The sequence below is a fragment of the Pseudomonadota bacterium genome, from assembly GCA_023229365.1.
Taxonomy (GTDB): domain Bacteria; phylum Myxococcota_A; class Polyangia; order JAAYKL01; family JAAYKL01; genus JALNZK01.
Genome location: JALNZK010000006.1, coordinates 1 through 13,792, shown reverse-complemented (window position 1 = coordinate 13,792; position 13,792 = coordinate 1). Strand labels below are relative to the sequence as shown.

The window sequence follows — 13,792 nt, the reverse complement described above, 5'->3', positions numbered from 1 at the left end:
CAGGACATGAGCAGGTCACCTCTCCCCATCCGCCGAAACCGAAGCCGAGCCCTCACCCCGCGCCGGGCCGCTCCCGCAGCCCGAAACCTGAGAGCACCGTCAGCAGCCGCACGAACTGCGCGCGGTTCTCCAGACCGAGCTTCTCTTCGGCGCGCGTGATCGTCTTGCTCGTCGCCGCGACCGTCATCTCGAGTTGGTCGGCGAGCGCCTTGTTCTCCGGGAAGCCGAGCGCCGCGTACGCGCAGAGGACGCAGATCTGATCGCTCGTGAGCCCGGCCGAGCGCAGGAACCGGCCGTGCGCCTCCGGGTCGAGCGCGGCGCGCGGCGGCCGCCCGACTCGCCGCTCCAGCATCGCCTCGACGTCATCGGGGAGGCGGCAGCGCAGCTTGAGCAGGTAGTCGTCCGCGCCGGCGATCAACGCGCGCAACATCGTGCCCGCGTCGTCGTCGCCGGTCAGCATGCACACGTGGCCTCGGTACCCCTCGTCGCGCAGGTCGCGCACGAGATCGATTCCGCTCGGCTCGCCCCGCCCGAGCCCCACGTCGACGAGCGCGAGATCGGGGTTGTTTCGCGCGAGCGTGATCGCCTGCCGCGCGTTCGAGGCGCGATCCACGCTGTAGACGCCAATCCCTTCCAGCCGACGGCAGATCGAATTCAGGAGGAGGGGGTCGTCATCCACGACCAGGATTCGTCTGGCAAGCGATCCTGTCGGGGGGGTCCGAATCCGATCGATCACGCCGAACCACATGCATGCCGCTATTTTGGAAAGGATGAATATCGGCTGTCAATGTCTACGATTCGACATCTGATCTCGCCGGGGACAAGAGCGAAGGCGCCGCATCTCGAAGGGGAAGCGTCCGCCACTGCGAAGATGAAGACCGAGGCGCGCGGCGGGATCCTCGCGGCGGCCAAGCGCAAGCTGCTCGGCGGCGAGGGGCTCGTCGCGAAGTTCAGCGGACAGGGGATGATCTACGCGCAGACGCGCAGCCCGTCGGCGATGGCGGCGTTCCTGCACCCGTACCGTCCGGTGAAGAACAACAACTGAGACCTAACCCTCGGTCCCGACCTACCCCCTCGGTCCCAACCTACCCCCTCGGTCCCCCTTCCGAAGCGGAAGGGGGAGGCATCAGAATGGATCTGATCGGCTGCTCCCCTTCCCGTTTCGGGAAGGGGCCGGGGGATGGGTTACGCCTGGCCACCGTTCCGAGCCTCGGTGCGCGGAACACCGCCGCTGGTGTCGGGATGGTCAGTCGCAGCCGCCGAACTTCAGATCGACCTTCAGCGTTCCGCCCTCGGGGAAGCGGCACTCGAGCTTGGCGTGGCCCTCGCGCAGGCGGATGTCGTTGACCATCGTGCCCGAATTCTCGACCCGGATGTCGAAGACCAGGCAGTGCTCCTTCTTCACCTGGAGCACCTGGCACTCGAAGCCGCGGCACGTGTTCGGGCTCTCGAGGTACGCCTCCCACTGGCCGAGCGGGTTCTTCAGAACCTTGAGCCCGCCGCGGAAGCCGGTCCTGCCGTCGATCTCCTCGAGCTCCGGGGCGACCCAGACGCCGAAGAACGACTCGTGCTCGCCGGAGTGGCAGGCCGGCGGCGCCATGACGAAGTCGCCGTTCGGGAGCCCGGCGGAGCGGATCTCCCCCTCGACCGACGAGCCGAAGGCGCCGGAGGCGAAGAAGACGATCACGGCCGCGACGTCGATCACCACGAACAGGGCGACGAGGCGGAGGATCTTCTTCCGCTTGGCGACCGCGGCCAAGGCCGGGAACGCGGACGCGCCGGCCGCCGGGGCCGGACCCGGAGCAGCGGCGAGCGGCGCCGCGCACTGATCGCAGAACCGGGCCTCGGGGGCGTTGTCGCGGCCGCATTTCGCGCAGGTCGTCATGGTGTGCCTCACTCCGCCCAAACCACGTCGTCCAGCAGGAGCTCGAACGCGTCCCCCGTGTTCTGGACCGTGACCATGTTCAGCGTGCCGTACCCGTCGCAGGCGCTCGCGACGTCGATGGTGATCTGCGTCCATTCGGAGCCGACCGCCGCGCTCGTGACCGGGCACTGCCCGCCGTCGCCGTTCGGCGCCACGTCGATGGCGCCCTCTCCCGACGCGGCGCGCGCCCAGAGCGTGAGCGACGAGAACGTCGAGGCCGGGAACGACTGCCGGTAGGTGAGGTGGAAACCCGACCACTGCGGCAGCGGATCGACGCGCAGGCACGATCCGGAGCGGCAGCCCGACTCGACCTCCGCGATCTCGGTGCCGTCCCACGGGTTCGGCGCCCACCGCACGTCGGGGATGCCGCCCCAGCCGTCGACGTAGACGTCCGCGGGCGGGACGAACTCGCACGTCTCGTGCTCCTTCGGATCCTGGTCCGTGAGCTGCGCGCCGAGGTCGAAGACCGAGCCGACGCCGGTCCCGTAGTCGAGGACGTTCACCCCCTCCAGGACCTCCCCCTGCGCCGAGGTCAGCCGGAAGGCGCCGCCCGGACCGTCGGCGGCGAACGCCTCGCCGTTCTCCAGGACGTGCCAGGCGCCGCCGCTCCGCTCGAGCGCGAACCAGGTGTCGCCGTCCGCCGCGCGGAACTCCGCCGTCCGGATCGGAATCCGGTGGTTGACGAACTGCAGCCGGACGTAGCCCCACTCGTTGCGGTCGATGATCTGCGCGAAGACGTTCCCCTCGACCGGGCACGGCACCCGCCGCGTCGAGGCCTCGTCGAGCGCGCCGCCCCCGAGCGCCTCGGCCGCCTCGGCCGCGAGATCGAAGTGGAAGTGCCCGCCCGCGCACAAGGGGTTGCCCTCGATCGGGCAGAGATCGTGCACCATGACGATCCGCGTCCCGTTGATGGTGTCGATCTCCCAGCACTCGCCGCACGCCTCTCCCGGATCGCCGCCGTACGACGAGCCGTTCCAGGGCTCGGCGATCGCGGTCGTCATCCCGGCCTGCACGTCCGCGGGGAGCACTTCTGTCGTGCGATCGAACTCGCAGTACCCGCCCGCGCTCGCGGCGTACTGCGTCAGGCGGACGCTGCCGCAATCCGCGCCCGGCTGATCCGCGATCCCTCCGTCGCCGCCCGGAGCGCCGCCGCCGTCCGAGCAGCCGGCCCAACCGACCGCAGCGATGAGCATAAGGATTCGGTGATTCATGCCGGTGACTATATCAGAAACTCGACCGGCCTACTTTTCGACCGCACCCAACGTGCACGGCTCGGCACGCGCCTTCCCGGTCTGATCGACGGCCGGACAGTCGACGCCCACCTGGACGGCCTCGTCCGCGGCGGCGGGCATCTCCGTGAGCGTCGGGCCGCCGTTGTCCGCGAGCGGGCCGAGCTGCGGATCCGCAAACGTCGTGTCGGCCGTGCATGCCGAGTGCCCCTCCGGCCACTGCACGTTGTTGCCGCCCTCGTGGCCCACGTCGTTGCACGTCTCCTGGTTCCCGCCGCCCGCGCCCGAGTTTCCCGCGAGGATGCTGTTGTCGATGGTCGTGCCGAACCCGAAGATCGCGCCCGCGAAGAACCCGGCGCCGCCATCCGCCTTGTTGTCGGCGAACGTGCAGTAGTCGATCTCCGTCGTCTGGAAGTCGCAGATCGCTCCGCCCACTCCGGTGACCGCCTCGTTCCCGGCGAAGGTGGTGTTGAGGACGTGCAGGTCGCCCGTGTCGGCCTGGATGGCGCCGCATCCGGTCGCCGAGCTGTTGTCGATGAACGACGTCGCGGTGATCTCCGCGTTCTGGCGGTGCAGGTACAGGACCCCAGGCCCACCCGCCGCCTCCTCGCGGTAGACGCTCGAGTTCGCCCGGAACGTCGCGCGATCGACGGAGAACGGCGCGGGGGAGACGTTGTCGGTGCGGAAGAACGCGCCGCCCATCGCGCCGGCGACGTTCTCCTCGAAAAGGTCGCCGCAGAAGGTGATCGCCGCCTGATCGCCGCCGTCGAAGCACACGGCGCCGCCGTTCCCGCCCGAGCCGGTCTGCCGCTGGCCGTTCTCGAGGACAGGGCACCCGGTCTCGTTCTCCGTGTCGTTGCCGTTGGCGCCCCAGCCGGTCGCCTCGTTGCCGGAGAAGAGGTTGTTCGCGAACGTCGCCGTGCCGCCGAACAGGCCCGCGATCGCGCCGCCGTTCGACGCGCGGTTGCCGAGGAACGAGCACCCCTGGATCACCGCGGAGGAGGTGCCGAGAAGACGGATCGCGCCGCCGCCCGTGTCGGGCCCGTAGTCCGCGGCCTCGTTGTCCAGGAACGCGCTGTCGAGGACGCGCACGTTGACGTCGCGGAACCAGAGCGCGCCGCCGTCGCCGTCCACGTACCCCTGAGAGCAGTTGTTGGGATTGGGATCCACCGTCGGGATCAGCTCACTGCCCTCGGCGCGAAAGCTCCGGATCGTGATCCGCTGCACGGTTACGGTCGTCCCGGTCTCCTGCCACCACTGCCCATCCACGGTGAGCAGCCGGGTCGCGCCGCCGCCGTCGAGCGTGATGATACCGCCGCCGTCGAGCACCGTGTCGACGTCGTTGGGCATCGCGGTGACCTCCGTCACGGGGATGGTGGCCTCGCCGCAGTCGAACACGATCACGCCGCCCGCCGCGAGCGCCTCTCGAAGCTGCGTGTCGTCCGTGCAGTCGGTGATCACGTGATCCGGCGACGAGCTGTCCGCGCGCTCGATCGGCGGATCGCAGACCTCGGGAACGTCCGTGTCCGTATCCGCGTCCGTGTCGGAATCGATATCCGTATCCGTGTCCGTGTCGGTGTCCGCGTCGGTATCCGCGCCCGTGCCCGCGTCCCCGGCACCGCCGCCGCCGTCCGAGCAGCCCGCGATTGCGATCATCAGAAACCAAATGAGATTTCTCTTCATGGCGGCAATCGTACCAGAAACGCGGCGATTTGCCGCACCCCTTCCCCGCGGGGAAGGGGTCGGGGGATGGGTCAACACCAGTCGGTGTCGAGGCAGAACGGGGTGGAGGTGTAATCGCCGGGGAAGCTGTCCTCGAAGAGGATGGAGAGCCCGGAGTACGAACCGCCGGCCGCGAAGTTCTCGATCACGGCGTCCTCGATCGCGGCCGTGAGCGCCGCGTTTCCCGCGTCTTCCGCGATCTCGCCGAGGTCGTAGATGCCCGTCCCCCACTCGATCTGGCTGCCGAGGTGATCCTGCGGATCGTCCACCGCCATGAACGCGTCGATCGCCTCCCCGAGCGCCGGGAGGAGCGAGAGGTCGATCGCGGATTGCGTGATCCCCCACTCGCTGCCGTAGTAGGCGCCGTACGTGTTCACCTCTTCCGCCACGAGCCCGCGCGCGCCGTCTGTGCCGCCGTCGATCCACTCGGTCAGCCAGGCGGCGTAGTCCCACCCCTCGGCCGGCTCGGTCCTCTGCGAGCCGACGAAGTACGCCGCGTCGTCCTGGAGCGCCCACGCCACCTCGATCATCGCCATGAGGCACGCATCGAAGCCGATCGCGTCGAGCCCCTTTCCCGCGATCGCGGGCCGGATCTCGGTCTGCACCGAGAGGCTGTCGCCGCCGGAGGTGTCGTCCGAGCAGGTCCCCTTGACCGGGTCCGCCGGCCCGCCGAGCGCCTTCTTCGTCCACCCGTCGCCGTGATCCGAGAGGAACAACCCGTAGTTGTCAGCCGGGAAGCTCGCCTGCGCGAAGTCGATGAACCCCTCGAGCGTCGCGGGATCCCCCATGTTCAGCTCGTCGCCGTCGCCCGTGTCCGAGAGCCCGAGGTAGGTCGGATCCGCGAGCCGCGGCGACGTGATCGCCGACGGGTTCGTATCCTGTTCGATCCGGTACAGCCTCGTCCCCTCCCAGTCGCCCGAGCTCGATCGGTCCAGGAGCAGGATGACGGTCAGCCACGGCGGGAGGTCGACCTGCTCGAGTGTGTTCGCGTCTTCGAGAAGGTACTCGTCCAGGTTGTTGTCGCCGTCGAAGTAGAACATCAGCGTCCACGTGCCCTCGGGCGGCGTGTTCGTGTCCGTGTCGCCGTCGGAATCCGCGTCCGTGTCCGAATCCGTGTCCGAGTCCGTGTCCGTGTCCGAGTCCGAATCCGTATCCGAGTCCGAATCCGTGTCCGAGTCCGAGTCCGTGTCGACGTCCGTGTCCGTGTCCGTGTCGGAGTCCGTGTCTTCGGGCGGGACGACGTACGACGGCGACTTGCCGCCGCACGCGGTCAGGACCAGAACGAGGAAGAGCGCCAGCCGAGTCGTCCGTGCGTGCACGTGTCACCTCCGCGCCGATGTCCGTCCACAGCCTAACCCCGAACCCCTCGCTGTGCCCACGGAATGTTGCCGCGATTGATGCGGGGCGCCGCAACGTGTATTCATGTTCCTCGATGGTCGAGAAAAGGTCCAGGAGGGTCTCCCCCGGCGCCCTGACGCGCCGCGAGGCGCTCGCGCTCGGGCTCGGCGGCGGCCTCGGGCTGCTCGCGGCCGGGCCGGCGGGCGTCGGCGCCGCGCTCGCCGCGGGGAAGCGTCCGGGCGCCCGGGTCCCGCCGCCGGGCCAGGTCGTCCGCGTCCGCATGCCCGGGATGCGCGACGGGATCTTCCCGAGGCCGGACGCGGCGCGGCGGATGGTCGACGCCGCCGTCGCGGCGCTCGCCGGCGAGACCGATCCGGGGCGCGCGTGGCTCTCGTTCGTGAGCCCGACCGACCGGGTGGCGATAAAGGTCAACTGCCTCGGCACGCGCATGGCGTCGACGATGCGCGAGGTCGCGTTCGCGGTGGCGGGCGCGGTCCGCGACGCCGGCGTCCCGGACGCCAACATCCTCGTCTTCGACATGTTCGCGAGCAACATGATGGGCGGCCGCTACACGGTCCAGTCCAACCCGTCCCGGATGCGGGTGCTCGCCCACGCGGACAACCCCTACCAGAAGGCGTGGCGCGAGACCGGCAGGGCCCGCGCCCGCTTCTCGGATCTGCTCCTGTGGTCGACCGCCGTGATCAACGTGCCGCCCATCAAGGACCACGATCTCGCGGGCGTCACCTGCTGCATGAAGAACATGACCTTCGGGACCGTGGAGAAGCCGCACCTGAACCACGCGATCGTCAACGAGGCGATCGCGCGCCTGTGGTCGCTCGAGGAGATCCGCGGCCGCGTCCGCCTGAACGTCGTCGACGGCTCCACCGTCCTGTACGACGGCGGCCCCAAGTTCAACCGCGCGGCCCACGTCTCCCACGAGAGCGTCTACGCGACGACCGATCCGGTCGCGATGGACGCGATCGCCTGCGAGCTCATCGAGCTTTTGCGCGCGGAGAACGGGCTCAAGACGCTCGCGGAGGTGCGGCGCCCCCCCGCCTACCTCGAGCTCGCGGCCGAACTCGGCCTCGGCGTCGCGGATCGGCGGCTCGTCGATCTCCGCACGATCGATCTGCCCCGCTACATGGGCCCGTCCGCGTCCCGCGCGGACGAGATCGTAGAATCCGGCGTCGATATCACCTAATATCGTGCGTGGGAGCCTGGAGAATAGCCTTCCTGCCGAAAGGAGCCCTTCGATGCGTGAGCTTTACTTGATCATGGCGCTGTGCGCGGCGTTCGGCGCGGCGGCGGCGTGCGAGTCCGCCGACGGATACCGGAGCGGCGACGCGGATTCCGACGCGGATTCCGACGCGGACACGGACGCCGACACGGACACGGACGCGGATTCCGATTCGGACTCCGACTCGGACACGGAGCCCGAGGACTGCACGGAGGGCCAGCTCTTCTGCATCGGCGACGCCGTGTACGAGTGCACCGGCCCGGATGACGAGAGCGCCCTCGTCGAGGAGTGCGGCGATCCGCTCATCTGCCTGAACGGCATGTGCGTCGAGGACTCGGAGTGCGGCTACGCGCTCGCGTACAAGTCGAACGTGGGCTGCGAGTACTGGGCCGTGGACATGGACAACTCGACGCCGAACCAGCCGTACGCGATCGTCGTGAGCAACCTCGAGGCGGACACCGCGGTGGTCACGGTCGAGAAGCGCACCGCGACCGGGTACGAGCCCCAGGAGGTCGCGAACGTCGGCTCGAAGGAGACCTACGTGTTCATGCTCGGGGACACGACGACCGCGGGCAGTTACAGCATCCCGTACAAGGCGTTCCGCGTGACGTCCGACCTGCCGATCGTCGCGTACCAGTTCAACCCCTACGCCGGGCTGATGGGCGACGAGTCGGACATCTGCACGAACGACGGCAGCCTGCTGCTCGCGGCGTCCGGGCTGGACAAGTACTACTACGTGCTCTCGTACCCGGCGAACACGGGGTCCGCGAGCATGAACATCATCGGGACAGTGGACGGGACCATCGTGCATGTCGTCCCGACCGCAAACGTCGATGCCGGGAGCGGCGTCTCGTACACGCCCGCCGGCACGGAGATGGTGTTCTCGCTCAACGCCTCGGACGTCGTGCAGCTGAACTCCTCGGGCGATCTGTCCGGCACGTGGGTCGAGGCGGACTTCCCGGTGGCCGCGTTCGGCGGCAACACCTGCGCCCAGGTGCCGACCGGGACCGCCTACTGCGATCACGTCGAGCACCAACTGTTCCCGGTGACGACGTGGAGCTACGAGTACGTCGCCGCGCGCACGCCGATCCGCAACACGACGATGGCGGCCGAGAACGACTACTGGCGGATCGTCGCGTCCGAGGACGACACCGTGATCACGACCACGCCGAACGTGCCGGGGATCCCTGCGACGATGAGCAAGGGGCAGGTCGTCGAGGTGCCGGCGAACTTCTCGTTCCACGTCGACTCCACGCAACCCATCATGATAGGCCAGTTCCTCACCGGGACCGACGCGACAGACGTCGACTTCTACGGCGCGTGCGGCGATCCGGCGTTCGCCCTCGTGCCGCCGGTGGAGCAGTTCATGACGAACTACGTGTTCCTCGCGCCCGAGAAGTACATCGCGGACTACGTCGTGATCACGCTTCCCGCCGGGCTCGAGGTGCTGCTCGACGACGCCCCGATCGTCGGCAACCCGGAGTGCATCGTCGAGACGCTGAGCGCGGACTGGGACATCGCGCACTGCGGCATCGCCGACTTCACGCACACGGTCGATGCGGAAGAGCCCGTGGGGATCACGGTCTGGGGCTACGGCGGCCGCGTCTCCTACGGCTACACGGGCGGCGTCGACCTCGAGACCATCAACCCGATCATCATCGAGTAGCGAAGCTCCGTTTGCTCTCGGTCTGACCAAGAGCAATTATAGTTTCGGCGCTCTCACCACACCCCGATCGTCATCCGGTGCTGGCCCGTTCCGAGATCGAAGACGTCGAGCCAGGTCCAGTGCGACAGGAAGACCTGGCGATCCGACGCCACGACCTTGCCCATCGACCCCGACGAGGCGTTCGGGATCGGGACGTCCCACAGGCTGCGGCCGGAGGCGACCTCGAGGCACGCGAGCCGCCACCCCGCCTCCGACCCCTGCAGGGCGTACGGCACGATCAGGCGGCCTTGGGCGATCGCGGCGGTCTCGGGGTCGCCCTCCTGGACGGTGAGCGGGTTGACCGCGGGGATGGCCGTCATCCAGCGCGGCGCGGCCTGGGGCTTCTTCTCGGTCACGGTGCGCGGATCGTAGAGCGCCGCCGTGGGCACCCGCGTGCCCGGGCTCTTGACGCCGAGCGCCACGTACGCGCCGGTGACCGCGTCCACCGCGACGACCTCCACGTCCATGCCGGGGATCTCCGGGTTCTTCACGCCGCCCTCGTCCCAGGTGCCGCCCGCGAGCCTCGAGTACAGGCTCTCGTCCCGGTCCGGCGCCTGCACGCCGACGCAGGGCGTCCCCCTCTCGACCGTCCCGGTGGGCGTGACCTGCCCGGTGGCGAGGACGACGGTGAGGGAGCGCTTGTCGGTCGTCTCGACGCGGACGTAACCCGCGCCCGCGCCGCAGATGCGATCGGCCCGCTCGCCGAGCATCGCGGTCCACACGAGCTGGCCGTTGTACGCGGAGAACGCCCGGAGCACGCCGGTCGTGTCCGCGACGACGATCTTGTCGCCGGAGAGCGCGACCCGGCAGTTGTACGACTGCGAGCTGTCCGTGATGGCCGGCGTGATCCACAGGCGGTTCCCGGTCGCCGCGTCGAACGCCGCGAGGTGATCCAGCGTGGAGGAGCCGTTCAGGAAGCGGACCCAGCCGATCGGATCCACCGCGCCGTCCTGGTTGACGTCCAGGAGCACCGGCTGGTAGTTGCCCTGCCACTGCATGTGCTCGAGCAGCCCCTGCCCCGCGAGGCCGCCGGCGCCCACCCCGCCCGACTCCACGCCGCCTATCGCGCCGAAGACCTTGGTCATGACCCCGCCGCCGATCGCCATCGTGAGCACGACAGGCAGGATGATGAACGCGATCCACGAGTGGCCCGCCTTGGGCACGTAGACGACGTGCCCCTGGAACTGCTGCGGGGCCTGGCCCTTGGGCGGCTTCTGCTTCTCGATGCGCGACACCGCGCCGCAGTACTCGCACTTCGCCTCGGTGCCCTCGGGATCGAACTGCAACCGCGCCCCGCAGTCGGGGCAAGCCGTCTTCACGATGCGCGCCATGGGTGGTTCCTCCTCAAGTGCGGGGGGATTATAGCGCGACGGTCGGGGAGGGATACAGACATCACAGTCATCACGGACAATCGTCGCCGTTCAGAAGCGGATTATTCGGCCCACTCGCCGTACAAGATGAAAATAGAGTCGGAAACGTGGTTCGCGGTCGCGAGGTCCATGAGGCCGTCTTCGTCAAAGTCCGCAGCAATGATGCTGCCTGGTCCCTCCTGAACGCTGTATTCAACTTGTGCGCCGAACGTACCGTCACCTATTCCACCCTCACCGCAGCCCGCGAGGATCCCCACTGTGTCGCTGAGCTTGTTGCTCACAGCGAGATCGAGAACCCCATCATTGTCAAGGTCGCTCAAGGCGAGATTCGAAGGGACGTTCCCGACCGGGTAGACAACCTGTTCCAGGAACGCGCCATCTCCAGTCTCGCCCGTGCCGAGTAGAATGCTGATGTCGTTCGATTCGTAGTTCGACACGGCGAGGTCGAGATGCCCGTCCTCGTCGAAGTCGGCCGCGATGGTCGCATGCGGGTGATCCCCAACAGTGAAAGCGCCGCCAACTGCGAACGTGCCGTCCGCGTGCCCATCGAAGCCGTTGCCGTACAGGACCCTCACATTCGCGCTGCTGTTGCCCGCGACCACGAGGTCCGGGATTCCGTCCTCGTTGAGGTCAGCAACCTCGACGTACCCGGGGAGATACACGAGATCGCCGTAGGTCACCTGTGTCGCGAAAGTACCGTCGCCTACCCCGTCCGATCCATTACCGAACAGGATGCTGATGGTGTTGTCGCTGATGTTGGCGGTCACGAGATCAAAGACATCGTCTTCGTCGAGATCGGCAACCTCGATAGCGTATGGGCCTTCTCCGGTCGGGTAGTCGACGGGCGACGCGAAGGTGCCGTCGCCAATCCCGTCCACGCCATCGCCGAGTAGGATGCTGATGTCGTTATCCAGGAAGTTGTTCACTGCCAGATCGAGAACGCCGTCCTCATCGAAATCCGCGACCGCGATTCCATAGGGGTTCTCCCCGGTCAGGTAGCTCGCGTCGTAGCTCATCGTGCCGTCGCCGATCCCGTCTTCGCCATTTCCCAGAAACACGCCAATTGTACTGCTCTGAGTGACCACCAAGTCGACAATGCCGTCCTCGTTAAAGTCGCCCGCGGCCATGAAAACGTGAATACTCGCGTCCGCGATGACGAACTCCTCGAAAAACAACGTTGCCAGAACACAGTCGGCCGAGGCGTCCACGCCCGCGTCGACGTCTGAATCGGCATCGACATCCGTGCAGGCGTCGCCGCCAGCGTCGGCACCTGAATCCGGACTTGAGTCCGGATCATGCCCTTCGCTCCGTGATTCGTCGCACGTGCAAGCCGATGACATGAGCGCGAACACTGAAGCGACGACGATGACCACTCTCATCGCGGCCTCACCGAGAGTGACCTACGGTGCATCCCAATCGTACTCGCATCCGTCGTACGTTTCGCAATACGAGTAGCTGCACCCGTCGCCGATGTACATTCCGCCTCCGATGTTTGTTTCGCCGTGGCAAACGTCGCCCGTTCCTCCCTGAGAATCGAGTTTGTCATCCCCGCATTGACCCCACAACACGTCGTTGTCCAAGCCTCCAAGAATGGTGTCCTGGTCGTTGTAGTCGTCGCAGGAATCTGGGCCGTCACCGTAAATGCGGTCGCCTCCATTCCCGCCTTCCAAGTAATCGTTCCCCGGTCCTCCGCGAATGAGGTCAGCGCCGCCGTTCCCGTAGACTTCGTCGGCGTCGTTCTGTCCGTACAGTTCCTCCGCGCCAGCGTTGCCGATGATGATGTCGTCGCCATCGCCGCCGAACCCATATTCGGTAGCCGGCATGTTCTGATCGATGTAGATATCATCAGAGTCGGCGTAGCCCATGACGTACTCGCCGTACAGGTCGTCTTCGTCATCCGAGCCGTACACCCAATCGTACGCGTCATCGGCATCAACGAGAATTTGGGCGGAAAACCACGTCGGAAAATCGTCGAAGGAGCATCCTGTGACGTCAGATGCTCCCGATCGGACGAGCTTGATCGCGTCCTGCCCGGTCGTGCCGTATACCCTGAGTCCCGTAGTACTCCCGTGGGCTTCTTTCCCGGTCTCGGTATATGTGCCGTCGATGGTTGCACACTCGCACATGATGATGTCGTCGGTGCCCTCTTTTTTCCCCACGACCACATAACGCGACGGTGTCGATACCGTGCAGGTGATGACGCTACCCGTCGTCGAGCAGTTGTCAGTGTCCAGAAACCCTCCTCCTCCCGAACCACCCACTGAGACGCCGAGCTCCTCAGCGAGGCGATCCATGAGGGCCCCGAGATCCTCGAACTCCAGCTCTCCGTCCAGGTCGTAGGTCCAGTATCCCGAATCGCCGAGGCGCTCGGACACGACCTGCCACAGATCGACATCGTCTTGGGAATCATCAACGGCCCACGCGTTCGCCGCGAACATGACGCTCGCGAAGATCGCCAGCAGCGAAACACCTGCCGCAAACAACATTTTCTTTTTCATGGTAACCCCCTTCTTTGATCGGTCGCAACGCGGCCGACCTGTCTGCGATCCGATCTACTGTAGGACCTTTCTGCTCTGCGCCCCCCCCGTTCCGCGAACTACAGCTCGATGCTCGGCGTGTGGTTCGGGTCTTGTCCTCTTGCTTACAGGGTAAAAAAAGTCAGTCAACGGGTACACCTGTGACAATCGAGCAATATCAAGAGGTTGCAGCTTTACTTTTCTTTGGGCTCCCGCGTGATAACGCGAAATGGTATCGGAGAGGCGCGGACGAGAGGGACGATGGACGAGGCGCGGAGATTCGACGTGGCGATCGTGGGCGGCGGGATCGTCGGCGCGGCGACCGCGATGGCGCTCACGGCGCGGCCCGGGACGTCCGTCGTCGTCGTCGAGAAGGAGCCCGCGCTCGCGGCGCACCAGACCGGCAACAACAGCGGCGTGATCCACTCCGGGCTCTACTATAGGCCCGGCTCCCTCAAAGCGATGAATTGCGCGCGGGGCCGCGAGGCGCTCTACCGCTTCTGCGAGGAGCGCGGCGTTCCCCACGAAAGGTGCGGCAAGGTCGTCGTCGCGGTGCGCGAAGAGGAGCTGCCCGCGCTCGACGAGCTCGAGCGCCGGGGGCACGCCAACGGCCTCGACGGGATCCGCCGCGTCGGGCCCGAGGAGATCCGCGAGCTCGAGCCGTACGTCGCCGGCCTCGCCGGGCTGCACGTGCCGGACACGGGCATCGTGGACTACAAGGCCGCGACCCGCGCCTTGTAGTCCACGATGC

11 protein-coding genes and 1 pseudogene are annotated in these 13,792 nt (G+C 67.2%); 4 read left to right on the top strand and 8 right to left on the bottom strand.

Annotation, left to right across the window (positions count from 1 at the left end; translation table 11 throughout):
- Positions 1-52: 52 nt before the first annotated feature.
- Positions 53-679, bottom strand: a complete 627-nt coding sequence (locus M0R80_05525) for a response regulator (GenBank protein ID MCK9459078.1) — start codon at positions 677-679, stop codon at positions 53-55.
- Positions 680-871: 192 nt separating this feature from the next.
- Here M0R80_05525 and M0R80_05520 point away from each other — a divergent pair, with 192 nt between their 5' ends.
- Positions 872-1,045, top strand: a complete 174-nt coding sequence (locus M0R80_05520) for a hypothetical protein (protein ID MCK9459077.1) — start codon at positions 872-874, stop codon at positions 1,043-1,045.
- Positions 1,046-1,246: 201 nt separating this feature from the next.
- On the opposite strand, the gene M0R80_05515 is transcribed toward M0R80_05520, so the two are convergent.
- The 4 genes from M0R80_05515 to M0R80_05500 all read right to left on the bottom strand — a co-directional run bounded on the left by M0R80_05515 (position 1,247) and on the right by M0R80_05500 (position 6,194).
- Positions 1,247-1,885: a hypothetical protein gene (locus M0R80_05515; protein ID MCK9459076.1), complete on the bottom strand. Its 639-nt coding sequence runs from the start codon at positions 1,883-1,885 to the stop codon at positions 1,247-1,249.
- Between the two features lie 8 nt (positions 1,886-1,893).
- Positions 1,894-3,135: an expansin-like protein gene (locus M0R80_05510; GenBank protein ID MCK9459075.1), complete on the bottom strand. Its 1,242-nt coding sequence runs from the start codon at positions 3,133-3,135 to the stop codon at positions 1,894-1,896.
- Positions 3,136-3,165: 30 nt separating this feature from the next.
- Positions 3,166-4,809, bottom strand: a complete 1,644-nt coding sequence (locus tag M0R80_05505) for a hypothetical protein (protein ID MCK9459074.1) — start codon at positions 4,807-4,809, stop codon at positions 3,166-3,168.
- Between the two features lie 98 nt (positions 4,810-4,907).
- Entirely contained in the window at positions 4,908-6,194 is a 1,287-nt protein-coding gene (locus M0R80_05500; protein MCK9459073.1) for a clostripain-related cysteine peptidase, read from the bottom strand.
- 113 nt (positions 6,195-6,307) lie between these two features.
- On the opposite strand from M0R80_05500, the gene M0R80_05495 reads away from it, so the two are divergent.
- Both M0R80_05495 and M0R80_05490 read left to right on the top strand, forming a co-directional pair.
- Positions 6,308-7,414, top strand: coding sequence for a DUF362 domain-containing protein (locus M0R80_05495; protein MCK9459072.1), 1,107 nt, complete (start codon positions 6,308-6,310; stop codon positions 7,412-7,414).
- A 52-nt stretch (positions 7,415-7,466) separates the two neighbouring features.
- Complete coding sequence (locus M0R80_05490) at positions 7,467-9,116, top strand: IgGFc-binding protein (protein ID MCK9459071.1); 1,650 nt, start codon at positions 7,467-7,469, stop codon at positions 9,114-9,116.
- A 53-nt stretch (positions 9,117-9,169) separates the two neighbouring features.
- Here M0R80_05490 and M0R80_05485 read toward each other — a convergent pair whose 3' ends face one another.
- The 3 genes from M0R80_05485 to M0R80_05475 form a co-directional block, all read right to left on the bottom strand.
- Positions 9,170-10,486 (bottom strand): PQQ-binding-like beta-propeller repeat protein, encoded by a 1,317-nt coding sequence (locus tag M0R80_05485; GenBank protein ID MCK9459070.1) that lies wholly within the window; start codon positions 10,484-10,486, stop codon positions 9,170-9,172.
- Positions 10,487-10,587: 101 nt separating this feature from the next.
- Positions 10,588-11,904 (bottom strand): VCBS repeat-containing protein, encoded by a 1,317-nt coding sequence (locus M0R80_05480; protein ID MCK9459069.1) that lies wholly within the window; start codon positions 11,902-11,904, stop codon positions 10,588-10,590.
- A 21-nt stretch (positions 11,905-11,925) separates the two neighbouring features.
- Complete coding sequence (locus M0R80_05475) at positions 11,926-13,023, bottom strand: hypothetical protein (protein MCK9459068.1); 1,098 nt, start codon at positions 13,021-13,023, stop codon at positions 11,926-11,928.
- A 279-nt stretch (positions 13,024-13,302) separates the two neighbouring features.
- Here M0R80_05475 and M0R80_05470 point away from each other — a divergent pair.
- Positions 13,303-13,758, top strand: a pseudogene (locus M0R80_05470) (FAD-dependent oxidoreductase).
- Positions 13,759-13,792: the final 34 nt, after the last annotated feature.